A 26,234-nucleotide genomic window follows, 5' to 3' on the forward strand; every position below is an offset into this window, starting at 1 on the left:
ATTGATGATGTTTGGTTTTGTTAAAGAAATTTAACAAAGTATGCTCCAGCCCTGACTCTTACGATAATGCGCTGGCCGAGAGTATCAATGGCCTTTACAAAGCGGAAGTCATACACCGTAAGAGCTGGAAAAACCACGCAGAAGTGGAGCTTGCGACACTGGCGTGGGTGGACTGGTTCAACAATCGAAGGTTACTTGAACGGCCAGGATACATACCGCCGGTAGAAGCCGAAAAAGCTTATTATGCTTCAAGTGCAAATAATGCTCTGGCAGCCTGAGCTTCCGGACTTAATACTCTCCAAAAAAACCGGTGCGGTTCAGGTCAAATCTGGCAACATTCTTCGCGTGGCCAGCGGACATCCGCAAAGTGATCTACACGACCAATGCCATTGAGTCGCTGAACAGCGTGATCCGCCATGCGACCAAAAAACGTAAAGTGTTCCCAACAGACGATGCCGTGAAAAAAGTGGTGTGGCTGGCGATCCAGGCGGCGTCCCAGAAATGGACCATGCCGTTGTCGAACTGGCGATTAGCAATGAGCCGTTTTATTATCGAGTTCGGTGACCGCCCGGATGGTCACTTCTGAGAAAAGGCGTTTACACAAAATAGTAAACAGGGTCACTGTTAACAGGTAAAACTGTTCTGCAGGAGACAGACCCTCCCCGCCCGGATGCCCGTACTGCCCTTTACGTATCATGTGAATCAGTTCAATGCCGACCAGAATGGCCTGTGCCCGGCGGAACGACTTAAATCCCAGCATCAGCCGTATTCGGCGTTTGATATTCCGGTGATCCTGCTCAATCAAATTGTTCAGATACTTACTCTGCCTGACCTTAATGCGCTCATCGTCTTCTCTGTCGGCGTTAAGCACCGCGAGTGCTGCTGTATTCGCTCCACTTTTGTCTATGGTCACTACTTCTCGCCAGCTGTGATGGCGGATGGCCTTACGAAAGAAGCGCAGGGCAGGTGCGGCATCACGCTTCGCCGTCAGCAGAAAGTCGAGGGTCTGGCCTTCGCTGTCTACTGCCCGATACAGGTATTGCCACTTGCCTCTCACCCTGATGTCCGTTTCATCCATTCGCCATCGGTGGCCATGGAACGTTTATGCCGACGGAACGCCTTATCCAGCAGTGGGACAAGACGAATAACCCAGCGATGAAGTGTGGCATGGCCAGGCACCACGCCACGCTCTGCCATCATCTCTTCCAGATTTCGCAGGCTGAGTGAGTACGCCAGGTACCAGCGGACACACTGGGCTATTACATCAGCGGGATCATGCAGGCGTTTGAAGGCTTTTCTGGTCAGGGACATGGGCAGGCAACATCACAAAAAAACAGCATGTTACCTGATGAGCCGCTTAATGCGACAGAACCGACAAATTGGCCAGGCAGCCGTACTGGATCGATTATTGTAGCTTGTCGATGGCCCAGGCAATCCCGCTGGCGTAGTCTGCAGGTAACAGCGGAGCCAGGGAGTGCAGGGCCTGCTGGAGCGAGTCGGTGCTCACATCCGACAGGTTGAGATGCCCCACTTTACGGCCCGGACGCACGGCTTTTTCGTACCAGTGTAGATGGACCAACGGTTGGTTCAGCCAGCCAGTATTCAGCGCGGTGCCGATCAGATTCACCATCACTGACGGAGTACTCACTACCGGTTGCGGCAGCGGAAGATCCAGGATCGCGCGCAGATGCAGTTCAAACTGGCTGATGGACGCGCCGTTTTGCGTCCAGTGTCCGCTGTTGTGTACGCGCGGCGCCAGTTCATTAATCAGTAAACCTTCTGCGACCACAAAACACTCCATCGCCATCACGCCGACATAGTTAAGCTCATTCATGATGGCTGACAACATTGCTTCAGCCTGCTGCTGACGGGCTGTATCTGGCTGAGGCAGTACCACGCTGGTACGGAGAATACCGTCCTGGTGCAGGTTATGGGTCAGCGGGTAGAATACGGTGTTGCCATCGTACCCACGAGCACCCACCAGCGACATTTCACCAGCGAAATTGATCCCCTGTTCGACGATGCACTCGCCATAGCAGTCGTCTGGCAACGTGGCGGTCTCACCCGCGAGCAGACGCCACTGTCCACGGCCATCATACCCCCCGGTGCGGCGTTTAACGATAGCCAGTTCTCCCAGTGAAGCAAACACGTGCGGCCATTCACTGGCCGTCGCCAGCAACTGCCATGGCGCAGTCGCCAGCCCCAACTGATCCAGCAGTTGTTTTTGTGTCAGGCGGTCGGCCAGACGAGGGAAAATATCACGGTTAACAAAAGCCGGGTGGCTGGCCAGTTCGCGCGTCAGGGCGGTTTCTGGCCAGCGTTCAATTTCAGCGGTGATCACGCTTTGATGGATCGGCAATGCTTCCGGTTCTGCGTCCAGCCCAACAGGATAAACTGCGATACCTAATGGCTCGCCAGCCTGGCGGAGCATCCGGCCCAACTGACCGTTTCCTAATACGCAAACTGGCTTCATGCGTCCTCCCGCGGATCCGGGGTGTTCAGCACCTCATCAGTCTGACTTTGACGCCAGGCGGAAAGGCGTGAGGCCAGTTCAGTATCATGCAACGCCAGAATCTGGGCCGCCAGTAATGCCGCGTTAGCCGCACCGGCTTTGCCAATCGCCAGGGTCCCGACCGGGATTCCGCGCGGCATCTGCACAATGGAATAGAGGCTGTCCACCCCGTTCAGTGCGGCGCTCTGCACCGGTACGCCCAATACCGGCACCAGCGTTTTGGCGGCCAGCATGCCTGGGAGATGGGCGGCTCCGCCTGCGCCCGCAATAATCACCTGAAAACCGTTATCCGCGGCCTGTTCGGCAAAACTGAACAGCTTGTCCGGCGTACGGTGCGCTGAAACCACTTCGCAATGGAATGGCACAGCCAGACGGGTGAGGATTTCCGCGGCAAATTGCATGGTGGCCCAGTCACTTTTGGAACCCATGACAATAGCAATGCGGGCCGGTACGGCGTTGGATGACATGCGGGTCTGACTCCTGTGATAGTACAAACGTCATCTGAAAGCAGCTCGGACAGTCAGATGGGAAGGGCTGAGAGAATACCATGACTCCACAGCAAGGAAAACGGTTGCGTAGGCGTCAGGAGAGGATAAGCGGCATTTTTTAACGTCAGAATGGGAAGAATATCAGTACGGTTTCGTTCTCGCTCACGCGGATCATTGAGCCTTGCGTATGCCAGGCTCCCAGAACCAGGCGTTCTGCGGATTCGCCATTTATCGTCAACGGATGAACGGCTGGACGATGAGTATGACCATGGATCAGACAGCGGACATGATGGCGTGACATGGCTTGTTTCACTGCGTCGGCATTGACGTCCATGATGGTCATATCTTTGCTGCTGTTGGCTTGTTTGCTCCCGGCCCGCATTCTCGCGGCGATGTGTTTGCGGATAAACAGCGGTAAAGCGAGGAACAGGGTTTGTAGCCAGGGTTGATGTACGCGATGACGAAAGCGCTGATAGCCTTTATCATCGGTACACAGCGTGTCACCATGCATAATCAGAATACGCTTGCCGTAAAGCTCCAGTCGCTTTTCTTCCGGCAATAATGTCATGCCGCAGGACTGGGCAAAACGTTTGCCAACCAGAAAATCACGATTGCCGTGGATAAAATAGCAGGGCGTACCCGAACGGGTTAATGTACGCAGTTCGGCGGCAATTTCAGCATGCAATGGCGCGGGGTCATCATCGCCAATCCATGCTTCAAACAGGTCGCCCAGGATATACAGTGCCTCGGCCTGGCGTGCATCACGCTTTAAAAAAGCAAGAAAACCGGCAGTGATTGCCGGTTCTTCTTCGCACAGATGTAAATCGGCGATGAATAGCGAGTGAGGCATTATTCGCTGATAATGACTTTCTGGATCACCACATCATCTTTCGGTACATCCTGGTGCATACCACTGCGCCCGGTAGGAACGGCTTTGATTTTTTCAACCACATCCATGCCTTCCACCACTTCAGCAAAAACACAGTAACCCCAGCCTTGCAAGCTTTCGTCACGGAAATTGAGGAAATCGTTGTCAGCCACGTTGATAAAAAACTGAGCCGTTGCTGAGTGAGGCGCCTGAGTACGGGCCATCGCCAGGGTGCCTTTGGTGTTTTTCAGGCCATTGTTTGCTTCGTTACGGATTTCTGCTTTGGTACTTTTCTGCCGCATGCCGGGTTCAAAACCGCCGCCCTGGATCATAAAGCCGTTGATGACACGGTGGAAAATTGTGTTGTCGTAAAAGCCTTCGCGGCAGTAATCCAGGAAGTTTTTAACAGTGGCAGGCGCTTTGTCATCAAAGGTTTTGATGACGATATCGCCATGATTAGTCTGGAAAGTGACCATGTTTTCATCCTGTAAAGGTTGAAGTGGTTAACGGTAAGCAGAGGTCGCCACAGGCGTCAGCTCGCTTTTAACAGACGGCTTTTATATCACAAAATGTGATGATGAGTCAGCATTGCCGCATAAACGGAAATGAGTATGGTCTTGTTTTGCGTAGCGCTTGTGCTAACAATACGTCAGAATATGGCTTTCACCGGTAATATACCCCGTACACGCTAAAAAAACGGAATGTCTCAATGCTTAAGATTTTCAACACCCTGAGTCGCCAAAAAGAGGAATTTAAACCGATCCACGCCGAACAAATCGGTATGTACGTGTGCGGCATTACCGTTTATGACTTGTGCCATATTGGTCATGGACGAACTTTTGTGGCTTTCGACGTGGTGGCTCGTTACCTGCGTTATCTGGGATATTCGCTGAAGTACGTGCGTAATATCACTGATATTGATGACAAAATTATCAAACGGGCTAATGAAAATGGTGAAACGGTAGACGATCTGACCGGGCGGATGATTGCTGAGATGCACGCTGATTTTGCGGCGCTGAATATCCTGCCACCAGATCAGGAACCGCGAGCGACGCGTCATATTGCTGAAATTATCGCGCTGGTCGCCAGATTGCTTGACCGTGGTCATGCCTATGTTGCCAGCAATGGCGACGTGATGTTTTCCGTAGAAAGTGATCCGGATTACGGCCTGCTTTCCCGCCAGGATCTGGCACAGTTGCAAGCTGGTGCGCGTGTGGAAGTGGCGGCAGATGTGAAGCGTAATCCGATGGACTTTGTGCTGTGGAAAATGTCGAAACCCGATGAGCCAAGCTGGCCCTCTCCATGGGGGGCTGGTCGTCCGGGATGGCACATTGAGTGTTCCGCCATGAACTGTAAGCAACTGGGCGAGCATTTTGATATTCACGGCGGGGGATCTGACTTGATGTTTCCACACCATGAAAACGAAATCGCTCAGTCGTCCTGTGCGCACGACGGCCCGTACGTTAACTATTGGATGCATTCTGGCATGGTGATGGTTGATCGCGAGAAAATGTCCAAATCGCTGAATAACTTCTTTACCGTGCGTGACGTGTTGGCGCATTACGATGCTGAAACGGTGCGTTACTTCCTGATGTCAGGCCATTATCGCAGCCAGTTGAATTATGGCGAAGATAATCTGAAGCAGGCGCGTGCCGCGCTGGAGCGTCTCTACACCGCGCTACGCAATACCGATGCTTCTGCTGCCGCGGTGGGAGGTGAAGTCTTTGAAGCCCGCTTTCGTGAGGCGATGGACGACGATTTCAACACGCCAGAGGCCTATTCAGTCCTGTTCGATATGGCGCGCGAAGTGAATCGATTGAAGGCGGAAGACACGACAACGGCGGATGGTTTGGCCGCGAAGCTGCGTCAACTGGCGGGTGTGCTGGGGCTGCTGGAGCAGGATCCTGAGCTGTTCTTACAAAGTGGTGCGCAGGGTAACGATGATGAAGTCGCTGAAATTGAAGCATTGATTAAAATGCGTAACGATGCACGTAAAGAGAAGAACTGGGCGCAGGCTGATGTGGCGCGCGACAAGTTAAACGCGCTGGGTATTATTTTGGAAGATGGCCCACAGGGTACAACCTGGCGCCGTAAGTAAGTATTTTCCTTTAATCCCTTTATGCCTCCTTAATTGGGGGCGTAATGCTTTTAGTATTAGGTGAAAATATGTTGAGAGAGGTTGCCAGTAAAATAAAATTTATTAAAAATAGTAGAACGATTAAATCATTCAGTTAATTATCGCTTCCTGTTATAAGAAGTAATAACGATTAAACGAACCTTCCTGATGGATATATTTTTTCTTTTTGCGATCGAGAATAGATCTTGAAAATAAATTTTATGGAATTGCAGAAAAATACTTTGATGTTATCCACTAAATTTAACTAATTAGATTGTTTATCATCATCACACTCCTCATCATCATCGTTCCTAAAGTTACCAGAACATACCCATTCTGGCAGCCATAACAAGGACAATTAACCTGACCTACAAAGGAATGATGATGAAAATACAATTTCTGGGATCGGCTGCCTCTGAAGGTATCCCGAACCCCTTTTGTCGCTGTGATTACTGCCAAAAAGTCAGATCTCATCCGGGGAAAGATCAGCGAAGCCGCTCTTCTGTATTGATCGATGATGTGATGTTAATTGATATAGCACCGGAGTTTAGTCAGCAACTGCTGCGTGAGGGATTGGATGCGTGTGGCATTACTGATTTATTGGTCACCCATACCCACCCCGATCATTTCAATGTTGGCGATCTCTATGCCCGTATGGAAGGTTATGGGCTGACTATCGATAATCCTTTACATATTTGGGGTAACGATCGGGCCATTAATGGTTGTATGGACGTTTTACCTGGCTACAGCGACGCACGATTCATTTTCCATCGCTTAATCCCTTTTGTCTCCGTTGAAAGCGGGGAATATCGCATTACGCCGCTGTTGGCAAATCATGCTAAATGGGAAACCTGCTTCCTCTATCTGATTGAAAAGGAAGGCGTCAGCCTGTTGTATGGCCATGACTCCGGTTGGTATCCCGAACTGACCTGGCTGTGGCTGGAAGGGAAAAGGCTCGATGGTGTGATCGTGGAATGCACCTATGGTCAACATGGCGTTATACGCAGTGATAACCATATGAATCTGGCTACCGTTTTTGCGGTACAGGAGCGTTTACAAACAATTGGATGCTTGCATCCGGGCAGTCAGATGGCGCTTTCGCATCTGTCCCATACCGGTGGTTTACTGCATGCTGAACTGGAAGCGGCCTGCGCAGGCAAAAATCTGACCGTAGCCTGGGATGGGTTGGTTATCAACCTTGCCGAAGGAGGATGCCATGACCGCCATTAAAACGCCACGTCTGCTACTGATGATGTTCCTGCAGTACTTTATGCAGGGAGCCTGGAATATGACGATGGGGCTGGTGCTGAGTACCTATGGCATGGCAAATATTATCGGCACGTCCTATGCCTTACTCGGTCTGGCTACGATGCTTTCGCCGTTACTGATTGGCATGGTAGCGGATCGCTTTTTTGCTTCGCAGAAGATTATGGGCATGTTGCATCTGGTGAATGCTGCGCTGTTGTTTTTCGTACCGTACTTTATTACCTCGCAGAACACCGGCATGACGTTGTTGATGATTTTCCTGGTCGGATTATTGTTTTATCCCACCACCGCACTGGCAAACAGTATCAGTTTTAGTCATATCAACGGGGTTAAAAATTTCCCCTTTATTCGCGTATTCGGTACGTTCGGTTTTATGGCGATGGGCTTTATCATTGGCCAGATGGGGTATTCTGGCGACGTGACTACCTGGTATATCGCCTCCGGTGTAGGTATTATTATCGGCCTGTATTGTTTTACCCTTCCCAATACGCCACCGAAGGCGAAAAGCGTGCCTTTTTCTCTACGCGATTTACTCTGCCTGGATGCGCTGGCGTTATTTAAAGACCGAAATTTTACGTTGCTGATGGTCAGTATTCTTTTTCTGATGATCCCAAAAACGGCCTATTCCGCGTATATCCCGGTATTTCTCAAAGCGCTGGGATTTGAAAATGCGGCAACCATGATGCAAATAGGGATCGCCAGCGAAGTGATCTTTATGTTCCTGCTCTCCTGGTTCTTACTGCGGGCAGGGTTTAAGTTCATCCTGCTGGCAGGGGCTGTTTGCTGGGTGGTTCGCTCGTTACTTTTCGCTAACGTGGCGCTGAACGGCAGCATGATATTGATTGTCGCTGGCTTGCTGCTACAGGGTTTCTGCTGGGACTTCTTTTTTACCGCGGCAGATATCTATGTCGATCGTAAAGCGAAACCGGAAATCAAAGCCCAGGCGCAAAGTCTGCGCTTTATGGTTTCTAATGGTTTTGGGTTGCTGTTTGCCTCAACTATTTGTGGCACGTTGTTTAACCGGACGGTGGGTGGACAGGGGGCCGAATTGTTGCCGCAATGGTTCAGCTTCTGGGGGTTTGCTGCTGCAGTCGCCGGTGTGGTTTCGTTACTGTTCTTCCTGTTGTTCAGGGATGATAAGGCGGATGTTGTTGAAGTGGTTCCAGCCGTTCAGGAATCCGCGTGATGTTATCAGCAGGAGGCTGAGAGATGGAACAGTGGATGACATTCATCGGAGGGATTGGGGGGCATCCGTGGCTGACCCTCGCAAAAATTTCTCTGGCATTTGTACTGGGGGGCGTCATTGGGCTGGAAAGGGAATCGAAAGGGAAACCGGTTGGTTTTAAAACCTGTGTGATTATCGCGGTAGCCAGCGGACTGATGACCGATATTTCGATTCAGTCAGCGGAGTATTACGCCGGGATCTCCGAGAATATCCGCAGTGATCCCATGCGTCTGGCGGCTCAGATCATCAGTGGTGTTGGTTTTCTGGGGGCTGGGGTGATTCTGCATCGCCGCGATGACGCGATCTCCGGTCTGACTACGGCGGCAATCATTTGGGCATCAGCAGGCGTAGGGATCGCCTGTGGTGCCAGCTTTTATTTGCATGCATTGCTAATGACGGTGCTGCTACTACTGGCGATCAATATCAGTCCTTATCTTTTTATGCATCAGGCTATCCAGCCGTTACAGGGCAGGGTAACTGTCAGATTGATCCTGGTGGACAAAGCCGCGTTGCCGCTGGTGATGGCGCAAGTTCAGCAGGGAAAAACCTCGCTGGATGCAGTCAGCGTCCGGGACCGGAAAAATCATAAGATCGAATTGGTGATGAAGCTGATGATCAGAAAAGGGCGGTCAGTGGATGAGCTTTATGGGATGTTCAGCAGTATTGAGTCGGTATACGCGGTGGCTTTTGAAGGGTAAAAAATGCCGGGATCGTTCCCGGCATCGACTTAGTTGATAACGTTTATGGACATTCCGTTAAAGTTGACCTGCTGACCTGCAACGATTTTGCAGCGTTTGCGGGTTTCCACTTTGCCGTCAACTTTGACCTGGCCGTCGGCGATGGCATCTTTCGCCGCACCACCGCTTTCGGCCCAACCTTCCAGTTTCAGCAAATCGCACAGATCAACGTGGGGATGCTTTCCCAGGGAGAACGTTGCCATTATTTTTCCACTCCATCGTGAGATTCTTCGCAGGCTTGCAGGGTATTCTGGATAAGTGTTGCTACGGTCATCGGACCAACGCCACCAGGAACCGGGGTTATCCAGGCGGCACGCTCGGAAGCAGTTGCAAAATCCACATCTCCCACCACTTTGCCATTTTCCAGACGGTTAATACCGACATCGATAACGATCGCCCCTGGCTTAATCCAGTCACCTGGGATAAAGCCAGGTTTACCGATGGCAACAACCAGGAGATCGGCATGCTCAATATGGTGACGGAGGTTTTTAGTGAAGCGGTGGGTTACGGTGGTCGTGCAACCCGCCAGCAGCAGCTCCATGCTCATAGGGCGACCAACGATGTTGGAGGCCCCCACGACCACGGCATTCAGACCGAACGTATCAATGTTATAACGCTCAAGCATGGTGACGATACCGCGAGGGGTACAGGGACGCAGCTTAGGCGCGCGCTGGCACAGACGACCGACATTGTATGGATGAAAACCATCAACATCTTTCGACGGGGAGATGCGCTCCAGTACTTTCACATTATCGATACCCGCAGGCAGCGGCAGTTGGACCAGGATCCCGTCAATTTCACCGTCGTTATTCAGCTTGTCAATCAGCTCCAGCAATTCTGCTTCGCTGGTGGATGCAGGCAGATCGTAAGAGCGGGAGAGAAAGCCCACTTCTTCACAGGCCCGGCGTTTGCTGCCGACATAAATTTGCGATGCCGGATTGTCACCGACCAGTACAACTGCGAGTCCAGGCGCTCGTTTGCCGATTGTCAGACGTTGCTGAACTTTTTCCGCAACCTCCTGGCGCACCTGCTGCGCAATCGTTTTACCGTCAATAATCTTTGCTACCATCAGCGAGGGGATCCATCTGTGTTGAGTTGAAACGGGGATTGGTGCCTATTTTGTCAGAAGCGGACGCAACTGTCAGGCACAGTTTCGATGGTTATTGCTCAATAGTGCAGCAACAGGTTACATCGCCCTGCAAAATCGTTGACTCGACTCATTCGCACCGTATAATTCGACCCACGCAACACCCAGTGCGCCCTTAGCTCAGTTGGATAGAGCACCGGCCTTCTAAGCCGTAGGTCACAGGTTCGAATCCTGTAGGGCGTACCATTTTCAAGTCAACACACCTCTACTGAATTCTCTGTTTCTCCCTTATACTCCCTGAAGTTACTGGATTTTTCTGTCCCGAGTTCAATCGAAGTCAACTCAGTTATACCCAAATCAAGTGGTATCTGGGGGCCTTTGAGGGGGCTCATCTCGTTCAATGGAAATTAGGGGCCCCTTTATGCCACTAAATGCACGACAGATTGATACTGCAAAACCCAAAGAAAAAGAATACAAGCTCACCGATGGTGGTGGCCTGTATCTGTTGGTGAAACCTAACGGGGCGAGATACTGGCGCTTGAAGTATCGTTTTTTGGGGAGAGAGAAAAAGCTTTTTATCGGTGTTTACCCTGATATCTCTCTGGCTGATGCTCGCTTGAAGCGAGAGGAAGCACGGAAGATCATCGCTTTAGGCGGTGACCCTGGAGAGGAAAAGAAAGCAGAGAAATTGGCTCAAAAGGCCAATGTCGAAAATACCTTCAAGGCTATCGCCCTGGAATGGCATGAGTACAAGCGGCCTAACTGGTCGAAAGGCTATGCCGAAGATCTGATGGAAGCATTCGAGAACGACATATTTCCTGATATTGGTAAGCGTCCCATTGCTGAGATAAAACCACTCGAAGTGCTCAGTTCGCTGCGTAAACTTGAAAAGCGGGGTGTGCTCGATAAACTGCGTAAAATCCGCCAGGCCTGCAATCAGGTATTTCGCTATGCCATAGTGACCGGCAGAGCTGAAACTAATCCGGCCTCTGAACTGGCAAGTGCCTTAACTGCGCCTAAGTCTACCCATTATCCCCATCTGCTAGCTGATGAACTCCCTGATTTCTTGCAGGCTCTTGCTGCCTACTCTGGTAGCCCGATAACCCGACTGGCGACTCGAATTCTGATGTTGACCGGGGTTCGCACCGTCGAGCTCCGCCAGGCTGAATGGAAAGAGTTTGATTTCGATAAACGTGTTTGGGAAGTCCCGGTAGAAAGGATGAAGATGCGCCGCCCGCATTTGGTCCCTTTATCCGATCAGGTTGTGGCATCACTTCGTGAGATCCAAGCGGTGACGGGCCGTTACAACCTGGTGTTCCCAGGCCGTAACGACATCACGAAACCAATGAGCGAAGCGAGTATCAATCAGGTACTGAAAAGGGTTGGGTATCACGGGAAGGCTACGGGCTATGGTTTCCGGCACACGATGAGTACTATTCTGCATGAACAAGGCTATAACACTGCGTGGATCGAGTTACAGCTTGCTCATGTGGATAAAAACACCATTCGTGGCACATACAACCATGCGCAGTATCTGGAGCAACGTAGGGAGATGTTGCAGTGGTATGGGGATTACGTGGACAACTTAGAACTCGGTGGGGGTGTGGTTCATGGGACGTTTGGGGGCCGAGCCCAAGTTGATTTTTTATTAATTATATTGATCAATTTCTCATGGCATCTCCTGAGACAAATAAAACAAAAAAGGCGAATCCTTGAGGGATTCGCCGTAATGATGTTGCGTTCAGGGAAATGATATATGTCTGAAAAATTTTAGAGTGCAGGTGTCTTATTAACAAAACCAGGGCTATAACCGGCCATGAGCGTAGTATTTCTCGCCAATTAATGACCGTATATAATTCATGCTAGCCCAGATCGTGCGCCCCAAGAATTACCGATGCTGGGAATAAATTTTGCTCAACGATTGCCGCTTGAGCGACGGCAACATCTGGAACAAAGATAACAACGGCCAAATCTTTCAGCGCACGGGAGCAACAGACATAAAAAAGGCGACGAGTACGGTCGAGTACTGACTCTTTACCCTCTTCAAGATTGGCTAGATCGTTGTCGGAAAGGGGAATGTATTGAAAATATTTCCCATACGAATATTGGCTGAAGCGAGCCTCTTCATCATCAATAACAACCAATACGCGCTCGAACTGTGCACCTTTTACACCATGATGAGTGGCAAAAGGTGATTCCTCTGAAAGGTAGCGCCGGTATGCCCAAAGTTCATGGGCATTGCATCTTAGATAGTTCTGAACATTTTCGAAGTCATCATTGCCATCATTCACAGGTTCATCACTTAAATGATTTTCAAAGCGGTCGTCAAGACGTAACAGCTTGCAGTCTCTAACATGTAGCAATATATCCCGAACTGTTGCTTGCGATCCTTCTCCCAACAACGCAAGCAGGCCATCGATGCCTTGTTGTAGTTCATTTAAAACTGCCACCATAGCTTGACCATGCAGTCGTAACGGCTCCAGCTTTGGGCACTCGCTACGCATAATCGACATAATCTGAAATTGATCGTTTGCCTGAGCCGCAGCAAAAATTGGAAGTATATGCTGGACAAACGGACGAATCGGCCAAGCTGACCCATCGTTCACCCCTTCACTCAAACTCATCGGTGCTTTATCAGTAAGAGCAGCAAATAAATTCGGGAACCCCAGTCGATTAGCTGCCATACGATGCACCAAAACAAGAAGACGAACATCACCTTCGCGTGTATCACTTAACCATTGTTCATCGCTAGTTTCATTTGCAAGGTAACGTCTGACAGATGTGAGATAGGCACTTCGTTCCACATTTGAAGGCAAGATGAAAAGATTCACTGTGCCTGATACAGTTTGTTCAACGCCATCTACGATAGTTGTTCGACCACGAATTTGTTGGAGACCATCCCCAGAGGCACGAATCGAATTGATAACACCAAGTACAGACGTCGGACACCTGAAATTCTCTGGTTTTGTAATTTCAGACCACCCATCACTTAACGGAACGGCACCTGCTCCGCTCATATAGATTTTCTGCATTGGATCACCAAAAAATCCTATGCACATGTCAGGATTGTCATCAGCAATAGTTCGAAGCGCAGAGATCACATCCGGATCGGTATCCTGACTTTCATCGACAAAAACAAATGGAAAGCGCTTGGCGACAATCCTTCTCAAAAGGGGATGAGCCTCAACACAAGCAGGTACGAGCTTAAGAATATCATCGTGCCCTAAAATACCCTTAGCATAGTTACTTCCTGTCCCGTAGATAAATTTATCAACATCATCAATGCACTCAAGTTGGGCAGAGAGATAGGCAATTTCATCTTCAAGACGGGATTTTGTTTTAGCTTGTGTTCTGGGCCTATCATAATGGGCTTGCTTTTCAGCTATTTTTTCATGTATTCGCGCTATGACCCACTTTGCGATATCTAAATGAAAAGGTCGGATGACCGACCAAAGAAAGCTATGAATGGTTGAAATATGAAATAACTGTGAGTTACCAACATCAGCGGCAATCTCACCAACAGCTACTTCTGTATACGTAATACAGGATATTTTTTGCCCGGCGCGACGTAAATCAGAACCACGAGTACCAGCCAAATGTGCGAGGGCTTTAATCAGAGATGTTGTTTTCCCTGAGCCAGCACCTGCCACCATGACAAATGAACATGGCGGCGAGCTATCCAGACAAGCACGAACATCAAGATCTGCCTGTGTATCAGGGCTACCAATGCGACTGGTCATGCAACCCTCCCACCATCAATCTCAGCCAGATCGACGGACATATCTTCAACACCCTCTTCCTGATCTTCTGCAATTTCTAGTTCCGGCGGGGCTATTTCAGCTTCAAGCCATTTCAACCCTTCAGCAATGTATGTTGGGACGGACCATTCATCCGGTTTTTTAAGAAGTAAATTCAGGGCAAAATCAGTTTTACTGAAGCTTTTTGATTGCACGCGCTTGTGAATGCGCTGGGCCAGAGGCAGTAGATCCATACTTACCGCTCTGGCAATACGTAGCTTGAGTGGCTTGCAGCTCACATCCTGACACCAGGACAGATTTTCAAGCGCAAAAGCTTCCTCCAAAGTACGACCAGCAAGTGCCAGTGTTTCCTCTTTCCATGTAACATTTGTCTGGCACTGGTAAGCAACACGAACCAAAGCGTCACACTCAGCTGTGCGGCTTTGTATTTTCATTTCCTCCGTTGCCTCCCATAAAGCGGCAACGGTGTCACATTTCGGTAACCACTGCCGAAGTGTTTGATTAGAGGTCATAGCTCCAGGATGATTGGCGATACAAGCCTTTCCTGGTATTTCTGTATTGGCCTGTTCTTCCTCATCATCAGACTCCTCGCCATCATCATTTGCAGCCGGAGTGTCTGTTTCATCCTGTACTGGTGGTGTACAGAACACACTATCTAAATCAGTAATAATGAGTGTGGTAAGCCCAAGATATTCAATTAGTTTTTGGAATCGATAACCAAAAGCACCGCCAATCTCGAGGACTGTAAGGTAAGAGGATTTTAATCTAGGTGCGGCAGTAGCAATCATTTGCGGTAGCAGTAACCGCTCAACATTACCTTCTACAAGCACTGCCCCGTCGGCAAAAAACAAATCGCAATGGGTCAGCTTCAAATAACGCTCAAGAAAATCTCGAATTTCAGGATCAGTATTATCATAAAAAACAGAGAGGTTGAGCACATCTGTTGCTGACATATTTGATGAACGCCTCCGCCGAAAGTAACGGATCGGCCGAAAACCGCGTTCGTAAAGAATATGAGTTGAATGAGAGGTAACCACCACTTGAGTGGTGTAGTGCATAAGCTCCTCACTCTCCATTGCAAGGAGATCCATTATCTTGCGTATAAAAGCCTGCTGTAACTGTGCGTGGAGATGAGCTTCTGGCTCTTCAATAAAGATCAGGTGAACGGGTGGTCGATTCTCTTCTATTGCTAACCATTGATTGTGGATGTCGAGTAATTCAACAACCATAAAGATCAGATTCTTAAAACCAAGTCCGTTATAACTATCGGGTAATGTTGGCGGGGCAGGGTTACCATCATCAACCCCCAGCGCGTAATGTATAACGGCCCCATTTTGGTTGTTCATGATCTGCGCTGGGTCTAAGGCCGAACGAATCATCATGCGTGGGTTTGAAAGTCCAGGGTATCCGAGTTTCGCCAGACTTTTCAGCGTAGGAGCAAAAACACGTTCAAGATGCTGGTTGAAGGCTGATTCAGACGCAGCCAAAGCACTTAATGCTTCGTAATCTTCACCTTTTTGTTCAAGGTTTCGTCCGTAAAAACGGCTGAGAACACGAGAGAGATCCTCCGAACGGGAACCTCCGGAACCATCTGAAAGATGACGCTGAGCATTCAAGAAGTTGATTTGGATAAGGTTGTTCAGTATTTCGCGACCACTTCGATCACGCCCTGTGAGCGGAGTAGGCTCATAGCCTTCCTCAGATATCATTTCCGCATTGAAACGTGTTGGATCGAGAACAAAATAGCGGAGTTCATATTCGTCATTGAGGCTATCGCGAAGATATTCCCACAGATTACGAGGCGAAGGATCGTATTTGGGAGTTCCATTTTCATCTTTAGGTGTGGCATCGACGGCAAGCTGGCGTATTGCAAGGAAGCGCGAACGGATTTTTTCAGGATTGCTGGGGGCAAAAGCAACGCGCATTCCAACTAGAGAACCAGACCACGATAAGCTGGGGAGAAGATCTACTACACGATGAACATCATTCGATGTTACTTCAAACCAAATATCAACTTCCAGTGAAGGTAGCGACACAGCATCCGCCCCTTCTCCAAATGTGACAATGTCAGTCCAAAGTTCTGCATTGAAGTCATGAATATTGAACCGGCCTTTACCGGTGAATAGTTGAAGTGCATGACCGACTGAAGTCTTACCGCTGTTATTCGCCCCTACGAAAATTGAAATGTCTGACGCAAGATCGATGACAACATCGTGTAGCCTTCTGAAATTACGGACTGCCAGCTTTCTCAAATACATTCTCATTATCCTTTAATGAAAGACTGCCTTGCCAATAAAAATCATTAATTTCAATAACATTTACATTTACCATCAGCAGACCATGAAGGGTTCTCATGCTTTAAGACTTGAAGTTATGAATGATTTTTTAGTGTTCAACCTGATATATGAGCACTATATAACGCTATTCCTGTCAGAAAAAAATTGATCACAAGCACATGTAATAAATTTAAATTACTTGATTTAATCTATTCAGCATGAGTATGCTACGCCCCACAATCCAAGTGTAATTTATATTTATTCGGAGTTTTAATGCTGCTCACCTACAAGGATATCGCCACGTTTACAGCAGGCTCCCATATCAGCCGTATCCAGCAAAGTGATCACGGGAGAGCTTACTTTTTTTATGCCACCGAACACTTTCTGGCAGATGACTGGCATTACAGCGAAAGCGCCAACAGCAAGGAACAAGTCGTCAAAACGGGCCATACTGTGCTGCTCACGAAAGCGGGTGACGTTGTCATTAGTCTGACCCATGTTAAAGCAGTACTGGTGAACCCAATGAATGCAGGACGGATATTGGGTAATAACTACGTCAAAGTGAATGTTGATGCCACGCAGTTGAGCGCTTTCTGGTTCGTCTGGCATTTCAACGAAAGCAGCGAAGGACGACGCCAGCGGGCGCAGGCCACACAAGGCTCGACGGTTGTACAGCGGATTGCCGTTAACGAATTAAAAAATTTTGTGATTACACTCCCCTCCCTTGCGCAGCAACATGCTATGGGGGGGCTTTACCTGGCAGCACGTGAAAAGCGTTATTACCAGGAACGTATCGCCCAGCTTAACGAACAACAGATCCTGAAACAGCTCAGTGATATAATTTGACCCAAAACGTAACCCGATTAGGTTACGCAACAGAACATCAGGAAGAACTATGTCTCCCCAAATTGAAGCGCAAAATTTAAGTGAACTGCAAGGTCGTCTGTGGAATATCGCCGATACCCTGCGCGGTAAGATGAATGCCGATGAGTTCCGTGATTACTGCCTCGGCTTTGTTTTCTATAAGTATCTTTCCGAGAAGTTTGTCGCCTACGCAAACAAAATCCTTGCTGAAGATGGGATTCAATACAACGAGCTGACCGCAGAACATCCAGCGTATCAGGACATTGTGGATGCTGTGAAAGAAGACAGCATTCGCACACTAGGCTACTTCCTGCCACCGACTAACCTGTTCCACACCATGGCCGAACGCGTCGCCAACGATCCTAAAGGTGCAGGTACTGGCTTTATTCTGGAAGACCTGGCGGCAACTCTGCGCAACATCGAGCAAAGCACACTGGGTACCGATTCTGCAGATGACTTCAGCAACCTGTTTGAAGATCTGGATTTAGGCTCGAGTAAACTGGGAAATACTGCAAAAGCAAAAAACGAGTTAATCGGCAAAGTTATCACCGAACTCGACAAACTAAGCTTTAACCTGAGCGAAGCCAGCTCCGATATCCTCGGTGATGCCTACGAGTACCTGATCGGACAGTTCGCCTCAGGCGCAGGTAAAAAAGCTGGTGAGTTCTATACCCCGCAACCGGTTTCCACCCTGCTGGCGAAAATCGTCACCACCCACAAGCTGAAGCTCAAAAATGTGTATGACCCGACCTGTGGCTCTGGCTCTTTGTTACTGCGCGTGAAACGTGAAGCGTCGTCAGTGGGTAAAATTTACGGTCAGGAGATGAACCGTACCACTTATAACCTGGCACGTATGAACATGATTCTGCATGGGGTTCACTATGCGGATTTTGAAATCATCCAAGAAGATACGCTGGAGCACCCTCAGCATACACACTTGAAGTTTGATGCCATTGTCGCCAACCCGCCGTTTTCTGCCAAATGGAGCGCAAGCTCACTGTTTATGAATGATGAGCGATTTGCCCAGTACGGCAAACTGGCACCGTCCAGTAAAGCAGATATGGCGTTTTTACAGCATATGTTCCATCACCTGGAAGATGACGGCACCATGGCGGTGGTTCTGCCCCATGGCGTACTGTTCCGTGGGGCAGCGGAAGGCCATATCCGTCAGTTTATGATTGAGAAGCTGAACTGCATTGATGCGGTGATCGGCCTGCCTGCCAATATCTTCTACGGCACCAGTATTCCGACCTGCGTACTGGTACTGCGCAAGTGCCGTAAGCACAACGACAGTATTCTGTTTATCGACGCCAGCAATGACTTTGAAAAGGTGAAAACCCAGAACCGCCTGTTGCCCGAGCATATCGATAACATCGCCGATACCTATAACGACTGGAAAGCACTCGAAAAGTACAGCCATATCGCGACGCTGGAAGAGATCCGTAACAACGATTACAACCTCAATATTCCTCGCTATGTTGATACTTTTGAAGCAAAAGAAGAGATTGATCTCAACGCCGTGGCGCAGGAAATTCGCGATCTGGAAGGGAAAGTTGCTGAGATTGATAAGACCATCGCTGGTTTCTGTAAGGAGCTGGGGATTGAAGCACCGTTTACAGTGGTGGAGGAGAATAAGTGATGGTGCCAAAATTAAGGTTTAAAAATTTTGAGGGAATATGGGAACCCAAAAGCCTAAAAGATATCGCCTGCTTAACATCGAGTAAACGTGTTCATCTTTCTGATTATGTGAAAGAAGGCGTTCCTTTCTTTAGAGGTAAGGAGATAACTGAATTAAAGAGCGGAATAATACCTTCAGATATTTTGTATATTAGCCCGTTGCTTTTTAATGAATTTAAAGTTAAACATGGCACACCTAGAGCGGGAGAAATATTAATCACTGCAGTTGGAACTCTCGGTAATATTTACCACATAAATAACATTGGTGATTTTTATTTTAAAGATGGGAATTTGATCTGGCTTAGAGAATTAAAATGCAACAGCCTTTTTTTGTCATTCCTTCTGACATTTAAAAAAAATGAAATATTAAATTCAGCAATTGGCTCAACTCAAAAAGCATTGACTATGGTTGAGCTTAACAAATTAGTATTTAACTACCCTAGAAATGACGAGCAAGTAAAAATAGCATCATTTTTATCTCTTCTTGAAGAAAAAACCTCGCTTCTGAACAAGCAGTACGACCTACTGTGTCAGTACAAAAAAGGTATAATGAAAGAGATTTTTAGTCAGAAAATGCGGTTTAAAGATGATAGCGGGAAGGCGTTTCCTGAGTGGAAAAGTACGATTCTTGATGAAGTTGTTGATCTTATAACAAATGGACTAGCCCTAGATCAGAATGATTCAAAAAATGGCTACCCTGTGAGTAGGATAGAAACTATTTCTGAACGTTGTATTAACATGAAAAAAGTAGGGTTTGTTGATACTGATAATGACATTTCAAATTATAAGTTGAATTATGGGGATATGCTCTTCAGCAATATAAATAGCATCTCACATATAGGTAAGATAGCTTATTTTGACATAGATGACACACTTTATCACGGAATGAATCTTTTACGGATAGTCATTAAAAATAGCCACTGTAAGTTGTTCTTTTACTATCAACTTACTACAGATACTAACAAGAAATATTTCGAATCACGAGCAAATCAAGCCATCAGTCAAGCCAGCATTAATCAAACTGAGCTGAGAAAAACACCTGTTCAAGTCCCATGTAAGGAAGAACAAACCAAAATCGCCAACTTCCTCTCTGCCCTTGACGATAAAATCGTTGTCAAAAAAGCAGAACTGGACAAGTTAAAAACCTGGAAGCAGGGCCTGCTCCAGCAAATGTTCGTATAGAATTTATCCGGCCCGACCTACTCCGGGCCTGCACAATAACGAAAGGCACTACACACTGATGGCAACGCAAAGCGAATACGAGTTAGAAACGCAGCTGGTGGAACAGCTGGTGGGCATGCACTACGAACGGGTGAATGTCACTGATGAAACCAGCATGAAAGCTAATCTGCGAAAGCAGATTGAAATCCATAACCGACTGGAATCCTCTCCGCTAACTGACGGCGAATTTAACCGTATTTTCTTGCACCTGACCAAAGGCAATGAAGTTATCGATCGCGCTAAGATCCTGCGCGATCGTTACCAGTTATTGCGTGATGACGGCACCGAGAAGTGGCTCAGCTTTATCAATAAAGAGGAGTGGTGCCAGAACGAGTTTCAGGTGACGAGCCAGGTGAAGCAGTTCAATGCCGAACAAAACACACGTAAAACCCGCTTCGATGTCACGTTGCTGATCAACGGTCTGCCGCTGGTGCAGATCGAGCTTAAGCGTCGCGGCCTGGGGCTGAAAGAGGCCTTTAACCAGATCGATCGTTACCATCGGGATTCCTTCTGGGTTGGCAGCGGTCTGTTCCAGTATGTGCAGATTTTTATCATCAGCAACGGCGTGGATACAAAATATTACGCCAACAACCGTTCCAATCACTTTGAACAAACTTATTTCTGGACCGATGAAAAAAACGAGCCGATAAAAGCGCTGGATAAATTCGCCGAAGCGTTCCTAAAAGTCTGCCATATCGCCAAAATGATCACCCATTACACGGTGCTGAACGAAACCCGTAAGTGCCTGATGGTGATGCGCCCGTATCAATATTACGCTTGTGAAGCGATGATCCGTCATGTGAAGGAAAGCCTACATCTTCAGGGCAAACCACATAACGGTTATATCTGGCACACCACCGGTTCCGGTAAAACGCTAACCTCGTTTAAGGCCAGCCAGGTGATCATGGAAATGCCCGAAGTGGATCGGGTTATTTTCGTAGTCGACCGTCGTGATCTGGATTACCAGACAGCTAAAGAATTCAACAGCTTTGCCAAAGACAGCGTAGATACCACTAATAACACCAGCACGCTGATTAAGCATCTGAAAACCACCAGCAGCAAACTGACGCTGACCACTATTCAGAAATTAAATAACGCCATCACGCACGATGGCTATAAAGCACAACTGGAACATCTGCGCAAAGAGCGCATCGTGTTTATCTTTGATGAATGCCACCGCAGCCAGTTTGGCGACACCCATAAAGCAATCGTGAATTTCTTTGAAAACGCGCAGTTGTTTGGCTTCACCGGCACACCGATTTTCGCCGATAACGTCAATATCACCAATGGCATCAAGCAGACCACAGAAATGTTGTTTGAGAAATGCCTGCACAAATACGTGATTGTCGATGCCATTCGCGACGAAAACGTACTGCGTTTTGCAGTGGAATATGTGGGCACCTACAAACGCAAAGAGAGCAGTAATGAGATTGATATCGAGGTGGAAGATATCGATACCAAAGAGGTGATGGAAAGCGACATCCGGCTGGGGAAAATCACCGACTATATTCTGGCACACCACAACGCCAAGACCCGCAACCGTGAGTTTACCGCCATGTTCTGCGTCGGGTCAGTGGATATGCTGATCCGCTACTACAAACTATTTAAAGAAAAACAGGCCGCCATGGTTGCGGAAAATCCAAATTACAAACCGTTGAAAGTGGCGACCATCTTTACCTATGCCGCCAACGAAGCGGACAAAAGTGATAAAGAAGCGGTTAATGGACTGTTGGATGAAGAAGATATCAGCCTGCCGCAGGGGGCGAAGATTGACACTTCCAGCCGCGACCACCTCGACAGTTTTATCAAGGATTACAACGAACTGTACGGTACCAGCTATTCCGCTAATGACTCGCAAAGCTTCTATAACTATTACAAGAACATCGCCCAGCGCACCAAAGAAAAAGGCATCGATATTCTGCTGGTAGTGAACATGTTCCTTACCGGCTTTGACAGCCCCGCACTGAACACGTTGTATGTGGACAAGAACCTGCGCTTCCACGGTTTGGTGCAAGGCTTTTCACGCACCAATCGAATCCTTAACGAGAAGAAAAGCCACGGGAACATCGTCTGCTTCCGCAACCTGAAGAAGGCGACAGACGAGGCGATTGCGCTGTTTTCCAATAAAGACGCATCATCCGTCGTGCTGGTAAAACCGTTTGAAGAATATTTGAGTGATTATCAGGATGCTGTTGATCGCCTGCTGACGTTAACGCCAACGGTTGAAAGCGTGGATAGTCTGCCGGATGAAAAAGCGCAGTTGGAATTTGTGACCGCTTTCCGTGACGTAATGCGGCTTAAAAATATTCTCGAAAGCTTTGCTGATTTCGAGGATTCGGCGAAACCCTTGTCCGAGCAGACACTGGCAGATTACACCAGTAAATATCTAGATATTCACGACAAGGTCAAAAAACATTCCAGCAAAGAGAAAGTCTCGATTCTCGATGATGTGGATTTTGAAGTGTCGCTCATCCACCGCGATGAGATTAACGTCGGTTACATTCTGAAACTGTTGGCTGGCATTCAGGCAATGCCGCCTAAAGAGCAGCAAGAGCAGAAGAAAAAGATCATGGATATCGTCGACAGCGATGTCACGCTGCGCAGTAAACGTGAGCTGATTGAAAACTTTATTGAAGAAAACCTGCTGCACGTCACCCATGATGAAGATGTCACTCAGACATTTGAAACCTATGTTGAGCGTGAAAAAAGTAGAGCCATTTCAGTACTGTGTGAAGAAGAACGACTGGATGCCATTAAGCTCACAGGGTTACTGGAAAACTACATTTTCACCGATGTACTCCCGCGAGAAGATCAGGTTGCCGATACTCTCACCTGGCAACCAAAAATTCTGGAACGTAAAACGGTACGCACACGCGTATATGAGCGCGTACGTGGCGTGATTGATACGTTTATTGATGGCATGCGCGGTTTTTAATATTCAGGGGCCAATTTGTAGATACTGTTAAATGAATATGGCATCTACTTGCCATATTCATTCAAATCTACTTAACCAAACTCAAATTTGGAGGTCGTTTACCTGACGTTTGCTCAGATAAGCCTTCTCCATTGATGGAGCCCATAAAGAAGCTATTGCTGAAAGTAAGAGCACTTACTTCATCTGCAGGGAACCGTAGTTGTTCGAGGATCGTACTACGCTTTACCCCACTTGAACGCAGTGCTGAAAACACCTTTTCCAATACAAGTGATCTCTCACGATCGTCCATGCCTTGTGGTTCGCTGGTCCGATACCCCCGTCGAGCTAACTCAATTGATAACTGTCGATAATGCCATTCGGTAGATAAACCCACATCGAATGTGCGACGGACCAAAGCTGCGAGTGATACTTTCCAATTTTTTTTCATTGAGATAAGTAGATCCAGCGATGGCATTCTTGGGACTGTCGCCAAAACACTGCGTTCAGGCATCAAAAAAGCTGATGCAAAGCGGTCAGCATCTAGCTCAGCTTGTCTGCCATTATTGCTCGAATGTTTGTGAAGAACTAAATGACCTAGTTCATGAGCTGCATCGAATCGGCTACGCTCCGGTGTTTTCATTATGTTCAGAAGAACAAATGGTTTTTCGTCAATCCAAAACGAAAAAGCATCAACTTCAATGCAATTTTCAGCGAGCGAGAACACACGTACACCATTAGCTTCCAGAAGGTGAATTAAGTTAGAAATCGATAATTCACCAACTCCCCAGTGTTCTCTCACTGCTCGTGCGGCACGATCAGGTTCCGAATAACCATCGAAACTACAATCAGGAATATTGGGTTTTGGTAGTTTAAATTGTTCTTCAATCCAGATCGATAACTCTTGGGCAAGTTTGCCTGCACCAAGCGCGGAATCTCTCTTCTGTGCGCTTAGCTTAGTCATTGCTCGAAAACTAACCGACTCAGGAGAAAGAGAAGGGACGTCTCTGTCGAGGAAAAACTCAACAGGGTAGCCAAGAACAGCAGAGATTTTCTCCATACTGTCACTAGCTACAGCGTCAAAGATACCTGCCTTCTCATAGTTCGAGATCGTCCTGCTGGTCAATTCAGCTGTTTCGGCTAAAGCTCTTTGTGTCAGGCCTCTTCGTTCTCTTGCTATACGTAAACGCTCTGAATTAAACATGGTACATACTTAGCCTGCTTTTATAATGTTGAGGTCGATATCCGGCGTAAATAGTGGAGCATCATTACTCTGGATAATCGGCTCAGGTCCGTGAATATCAAGTATCAAACGCGTAGAAAAGCTATTAACTACATTTTTATCGTTGTACGAGATAGGTCGAGAAAGTTCTGCACGGATACCTACACGGTGAAAGTCATCGATTTCATAAAAATCGTAGAGTAAAAACCATAAGTCCATTCCGATTTTATTCGGCAGGAGAGGGACAAGATCGCCTTCGGGTAGATCAAGGTCCAACTTAAGTTGGTTATCGTTGAGCTTGAGCTCTCCTTGTCCTGGGGTATTGTTGTGAATCAACCCCATCAGATCGCAAGTAAAGTCACCTTTCATCAGGCGAGATTCGGGATATCCATGAAGAAGCCCAGTTTGATCGCAGCCGCGGCATAGGTAAATTGCAACATTATCGCTAACGGTCAATTCAACATTCCGAATAGATAGCCGTTTGTACCCTTTTGGCGCAAGAATCTCACGAGCGCCGCTAACCCCCTCACCATAAAAATACTGCCCGCGTGAAATTGCAGGGTGGTTTTGAGTCGTTGAGTAGCGGCCTGATAAACCTCGTTCGAGGATACGGCCAAGATCACTTTGGCTGAGATTCATAGGCTGCAGATAAGACTCAACGTCATCAGGGTCAGCCAGCACGACAGTTTTTGCGAGATTATGAGAGTACATTGGCAGTGCCTCTTATGGGTTTTCTGTTTTTTATACCTCACTTGAGGTTTGAAAACAAGAAAATAACTGGATGCAATGCCAGTGGGAGCATATTGTTCACCTGACCATTAAAGTGCGTGAACAGCAAAAGAATCGTAAAAGCAATAACCCTAAAAAAATAGTGAGAAAAGTGACCTTTGCCCATATCTGAGGCAGAATAGAATTAGTTAATTGCTGCGCCTCAGGAGTCCTCACCGTTATGATTAGCCTTGTTTTTTCTTATTCCCATGTAGATGAAGCACTACGCAATGAGCTCGAGAAACATCTTTCGCCCCTCAAGCGGATGGGGAAAATCACTACATGGCACGATCGCCGTATCGATCCTGGGCTGGAATTTGGGCACCAGATTGATCATTATTTTTCCGAAGCCGATATTATTCTATTGCTCATCAGTAGCGATTTCATCGCCTCCGATTATTGCTATCAGGTTGAAATGACCAACGCGATGGAACGTCACAAGCGCGGTGAGGCTGTAGTCATTCCGGTGATCTTAAGAGAATGCGCTTGGCACCAATTACCTTTCGGCAGCATTATGGCGGCGACAATCGACGGTAAGCCCATCACCAAATTTGCCAGCCACGATGAAGGTTATGTTCAGGTCTTTGATGCCGTCTCTCGTGCTATTGCCAGTATGGAAACGAAAAAACCACAACAGAATGTGAATGTCCCTTCTCCGACTCCGGGGAATGCGGTGTATCAGGCAACAGAGACAGTTTTTACTCCACGTTCAAGCAATCTTTCTCTACCAAAGACCTTTACCGATCTTGATAAAGATCGAGCCAGACGTGAAGGTTTTGAGTATGTTGCCCGCTATTTTGAGAACTCGTTGGATGAACTCAAGAAACGCCATGCTGGGTTAGACGTCGATTTCCATCGGCTTGATGCGAATTCATTCACTTGCGCGGTGTATATCAACGGTAGCAAGGTTGGTCAATGTGGTATCTGGCGTGGCAATCAACATCATGGAATGGGGGAAATCTGCTATAGCCAAGAGAACGTTATTCGAAACAGCTATAACGAAAGCTTGAGCCTTGCTGATAACGGCCAGACTCTTGGTTTTCGTGCCTTGATGGGGGGGGATAATAGTGGCAACTCACGAGAACAGCTGCTGACAAACGAGGGGATGTCAGATCATCTTTGGGGTATGTTCTTCGGAGTAATTAAACAACGTATGTCCCGATGATTCACCGCGGTCAAATCAGGTATCTAGTCTGATTTGACCGTTGTCGCACTGGTATATGACGATAAGGATTTAG

19 protein-coding genes, 1 tRNA gene and 4 pseudogenes are annotated in these 26,234 nt (G+C 47.8%); 13 read left to right on the plus strand and 11 right to left on the minus strand.

The window, feature by feature from the left end:
- Positions 1-38 precede the first annotated feature (38 nt).
- Together EH228_RS18855 and EH228_RS18865 are read left to right on the plus strand one after the other, a co-directional pair.
- Positions 39-278 (plus strand): annotated as a pseudogene (locus EH228_RS18855) (integrase core domain-containing protein); the annotation flags it as partial.
- 44 nt (positions 279-322) lie between these two features.
- Positions 323-586, plus strand: a pseudogene (locus EH228_RS18865) (transposase); the annotation flags it as partial.
- A gap of 39 nt (positions 587-625) precedes the next feature.
- Here the strand turns inward: EH228_RS18865 and EH228_RS18870 are convergent.
- The 5 genes and pseudogenes from EH228_RS18870 to ppiB all read right to left on the minus strand — a co-directional run.
- A pseudogene (locus EH228_RS18870) lies at positions 626-1,311 on the minus strand (IS6 family transposase); the annotation flags it as partial.
- 94 nt (positions 1,312-1,405) lie between these two features.
- Positions 1,406-2,473, minus strand: a complete 1,068-nt coding sequence (gene purK, locus EH228_RS18875; RefSeq protein WP_152323164.1) for a 5-(carboxyamino)imidazole ribonucleotide synthase — start codon at positions 2,471-2,473, stop codon at positions 1,406-1,408.
- Entirely contained in the window at positions 2,470-2,979 is a 510-nt protein-coding gene (gene purE, locus EH228_RS18880) for a 5-(carboxyamino)imidazole ribonucleotide mutase (protein ID WP_152323165.1), read from the minus strand. Before purE ends, purK begins: the two co-directional genes overlap by 4 nt.
- Positions 2,980-3,124: 145 nt before the next feature.
- Positions 3,125-3,850 carry a UDP-2,3-diacylglucosamine diphosphatase gene (gene lpxH, locus EH228_RS18885; RefSeq protein WP_152323166.1) on the minus strand — a complete coding sequence of 242 codons (726 nt, stop codon included), beginning with the start codon at positions 3,848-3,850 and terminating at the stop codon, positions 3,125-3,127.
- The gene (ppiB, locus tag EH228_RS18890; RefSeq protein WP_152323167.1) at positions 3,850-4,344 is read right to left on the minus strand and encodes a peptidylprolyl isomerase B; all 495 of its coding nucleotides are present in this window, start codon (positions 4,342-4,344) and stop codon (positions 3,850-3,852) included. The genes lpxH and ppiB overlap by 1 nt, the downstream gene beginning before the upstream one ends.
- 233 nt (positions 4,345-4,577) lie before the next feature.
- Here ppiB and cysS point away from each other — a divergent pair, with 233 nt between their 5' ends.
- From cysS to EH228_RS18910, 4 genes are all read left to right on the plus strand, one after another.
- Positions 4,578-5,966: a cysteine--tRNA ligase gene (cysS, locus tag EH228_RS18895; RefSeq protein ID WP_152323168.1), complete on the plus strand. Its 1,389-nt coding sequence runs from the start codon at positions 4,578-4,580 to the stop codon at positions 5,964-5,966.
- Positions 5,967-6,368: 402 nt separating this feature from the next.
- Positions 6,369-7,214, plus strand: a complete 846-nt coding sequence (locus EH228_RS18900) for an MBL fold metallo-hydrolase (RefSeq protein WP_152323169.1) — start codon at positions 6,369-6,371, stop codon at positions 7,212-7,214.
- Complete coding sequence (locus tag EH228_RS18905; protein ID WP_152323170.1) at positions 7,201-8,436, plus strand: MFS transporter; 1,236 nt, start codon at positions 7,201-7,203, stop codon at positions 8,434-8,436. Before EH228_RS18900 ends, EH228_RS18905 begins: the two co-directional genes overlap by 14 nt.
- 23 nt (positions 8,437-8,459) lie before the next feature.
- Positions 8,460-9,173, plus strand: a complete 714-nt coding sequence (locus tag EH228_RS18910; RefSeq protein WP_152323171.1) for an MgtC/SapB family protein — start codon at positions 8,460-8,462, stop codon at positions 9,171-9,173.
- Between the two features lie 29 nt (positions 9,174-9,202).
- Here the strand turns inward: EH228_RS18910 and ybcJ are convergent, their stop codons facing one another.
- Together ybcJ and folD are read right to left on the minus strand one after the other, a co-directional pair.
- On the minus strand, positions 9,203-9,415 hold the full coding sequence (gene ybcJ, locus EH228_RS18915; RefSeq protein ID WP_152323172.1) for a ribosome-associated protein YbcJ: 213 nt from the start codon (positions 9,413-9,415) through the stop codon (positions 9,203-9,205).
- Positions 9,415-10,281 (minus strand): bifunctional methylenetetrahydrofolate dehydrogenase/methenyltetrahydrofolate cyclohydrolase FolD, encoded by an 867-nt coding sequence (folD, locus tag EH228_RS18920; protein ID WP_152323173.1) that lies wholly within the window; start codon positions 10,279-10,281, stop codon positions 9,415-9,417. Before folD ends, ybcJ begins: the two co-directional genes overlap by 1 nt.
- A gap of 187 nt (positions 10,282-10,468) precedes the next feature.
- Between folD and EH228_RS18925 the strand changes: the two genes are divergently transcribed.
- Positions 10,469-10,545, plus strand: a tRNA-Arg gene (locus EH228_RS18925).
- A 175-nt stretch (positions 10,546-10,720) separates the two neighbouring features.
- Positions 10,721-11,908 (plus strand): annotated as a pseudogene (locus EH228_RS18930) (tyrosine-type recombinase/integrase); the annotation flags it as partial.
- A 253-nt stretch (positions 11,909-12,161) separates the two neighbouring features.
- Here the strand turns inward: EH228_RS18930 and EH228_RS18935 are convergent.
- Together EH228_RS18935 and EH228_RS18940 are read right to left on the minus strand one after the other, a co-directional pair.
- Positions 12,162-14,039, minus strand: coding sequence for a UvrD-helicase domain-containing protein (locus tag EH228_RS18935; protein WP_152323174.1), 1,878 nt, complete (start codon positions 14,037-14,039; stop codon positions 12,162-12,164).
- Positions 14,036-16,315 carry an ATP-dependent nuclease gene (locus tag EH228_RS18940; protein ID WP_152323175.1) on the minus strand — a complete coding sequence of 760 codons (2,280 nt, stop codon included), beginning with the start codon at positions 16,313-16,315 and terminating at the stop codon, positions 14,036-14,038. Before EH228_RS18940 ends, EH228_RS18935 begins: the two co-directional genes overlap by 4 nt.
- Before the next feature lie 291 nt (positions 16,316-16,606).
- On the opposite strand from EH228_RS18940, the gene EH228_RS18945 reads away from it, so the two are divergent.
- From EH228_RS18945 to EH228_RS18960, 4 genes are read left to right on the plus strand one after another with little or no spacing between them, the layout of a single operon-like run.
- Positions 16,607-17,179 carry a restriction endonuclease subunit S domain-containing protein gene (locus EH228_RS18945; protein ID WP_152323176.1) on the plus strand — a complete coding sequence of 191 codons (573 nt, stop codon included), beginning with the start codon at positions 16,607-16,609 and terminating at the stop codon, positions 17,177-17,179.
- A gap of 49 nt (positions 17,180-17,228) precedes the next feature.
- Complete coding sequence (locus EH228_RS18950; RefSeq protein WP_152323177.1) at positions 17,229-18,836, plus strand: type I restriction-modification system subunit M; 1,608 nt, start codon at positions 17,229-17,231, stop codon at positions 18,834-18,836.
- Positions 18,836-20,056 (plus strand): restriction endonuclease subunit S, encoded by a 1,221-nt coding sequence (locus tag EH228_RS18955; RefSeq protein ID WP_193323390.1) that lies wholly within the window; start codon positions 18,836-18,838, stop codon positions 20,054-20,056. The genes EH228_RS18950 and EH228_RS18955 overlap by 1 nt, the downstream gene beginning before the upstream one ends.
- A 58-nt stretch (positions 20,057-20,114) precedes the next feature.
- Positions 20,115-23,030: a type I restriction endonuclease subunit R gene (locus EH228_RS18960; RefSeq protein WP_152323179.1), complete on the plus strand. Its 2,916-nt coding sequence runs from the start codon at positions 20,115-20,117 to the stop codon at positions 23,028-23,030.
- Between the two features lie 67 nt (positions 23,031-23,097).
- Here EH228_RS18960 and EH228_RS18965 read toward each other — a convergent pair whose 3' ends face one another.
- Complete coding sequence (locus EH228_RS18965) at positions 23,098-24,210, minus strand: helix-turn-helix domain-containing protein (RefSeq protein WP_152323180.1); 1,113 nt, start codon at positions 24,208-24,210, stop codon at positions 23,098-23,100.
- Positions 24,211-24,219: 9 nt separating this feature from the next.
- The gene (locus EH228_RS18970) at positions 24,220-24,939 is read right to left on the minus strand and encodes a hypothetical protein (protein ID WP_152323181.1); all 720 of its coding nucleotides are present in this window, start codon (positions 24,937-24,939) and stop codon (positions 24,220-24,222) included.
- Between the two features lie 238 nt (positions 24,940-25,177).
- On the opposite strand from EH228_RS18970, the gene EH228_RS18975 reads away from it, so the two are divergent.
- Entirely contained in the window at positions 25,178-26,161 is a 984-nt protein-coding gene (locus tag EH228_RS18975; protein ID WP_152323182.1) for a toll/interleukin-1 receptor domain-containing protein, read from the plus strand.
- Positions 26,162-26,234: the final 73 nt, after the last annotated feature.

Source organism: Erwinia endophytica (assembly GCF_009295515.1).
GTDB classification, from domain to species: domain Bacteria; phylum Pseudomonadota; class Gammaproteobacteria; order Enterobacterales; family Enterobacteriaceae; genus Erwinia; species Erwinia endophytica.

Coding starts and splice junctions, on each gene's coding strand:
- purE (WP_152323165.1), bottom strand. CDS start 2,979: ATGTCATCCAACGCCGTACCGGCCCGCATTGCTATTGTCATGGGTTCC.
- EH228_RS18910 (WP_152323171.1), top strand. CDS start 8,460: ATGGAACAGTGGATGACATTCATCGGAGGGATTGGGGGGCATCCGTGG.
- EH228_RS18965 (WP_152323180.1), bottom strand. CDS start 24,210: ATGTTTAATTCAGAGCGTTTACGTATAGCAAGAGAACGAAGAGGCCTG.
- lpxH (WP_152323166.1), bottom strand. CDS start 3,850: ATGCCTCACTCGCTATTCATCGCCGATTTACATCTGTGCGAAGAAGAA.
- EH228_RS18905 (WP_152323170.1), top strand. CDS start 7,201: ATGACCGCCATTAAAACGCCACGTCTGCTACTGATGATGTTCCTGCAG.
- EH228_RS18950 (WP_152323177.1), top strand. CDS start 17,229: ATGTCTCCCCAAATTGAAGCGCAAAATTTAAGTGAACTGCAAGGTCGT.
- EH228_RS18975 (WP_152323182.1), top strand. CDS start 25,178: ATGATTAGCCTTGTTTTTTCTTATTCCCATGTAGATGAAGCACTACGC.
- EH228_RS18900 (WP_152323169.1), top strand. CDS start 6,369: ATGAAAATACAATTTCTGGGATCGGCTGCCTCTGAAGGTATCCCGAAC.
- EH228_RS18970 (WP_152323181.1), bottom strand. CDS start 24,939: ATGTACTCTCATAATCTCGCAAAAACTGTCGTGCTGGCTGACCCTGAT.
- ppiB (WP_152323167.1), bottom strand. CDS start 4,344: ATGGTCACTTTCCAGACTAATCATGGCGATATCGTCATCAAAACCTTT.
- EH228_RS18960 (WP_152323179.1), top strand. CDS start 20,115: ATGGCAACGCAAAGCGAATACGAGTTAGAAACGCAGCTGGTGGAACAG.
- folD (WP_152323173.1), bottom strand. CDS start 10,281: ATGGTAGCAAAGATTATTGACGGTAAAACGATTGCGCAGCAGGTGCGC.
- EH228_RS18955 (WP_193323390.1), top strand. CDS start 18,836: ATGGTGCCAAAATTAAGGTTTAAAAATTTTGAGGGAATATGGGAACCC.
- cysS (WP_152323168.1), top strand. CDS start 4,578: ATGCTTAAGATTTTCAACACCCTGAGTCGCCAAAAAGAGGAATTTAAA.
- purK (WP_152323164.1), bottom strand. CDS start 2,473: ATGAAGCCAGTTTGCGTATTAGGAAACGGTCAGTTGGGCCGGATGCTC.
- EH228_RS18940 (WP_152323175.1), bottom strand. CDS start 16,315: ATGTATTTGAGAAAGCTGGCAGTCCGTAATTTCAGAAGGCTACACGAT.
- EH228_RS18945 (WP_152323176.1), top strand. CDS start 16,607: ATGCTGCTCACCTACAAGGATATCGCCACGTTTACAGCAGGCTCCCAT.
- ybcJ (WP_152323172.1), bottom strand. CDS start 9,415: ATGGCAACGTTCTCCCTGGGAAAGCATCCCCACGTTGATCTGTGCGAT.
- EH228_RS18935 (WP_152323174.1), bottom strand. CDS start 14,039: ATGACCAGTCGCATTGGTAGCCCTGATACACAGGCAGATCTTGATGTT.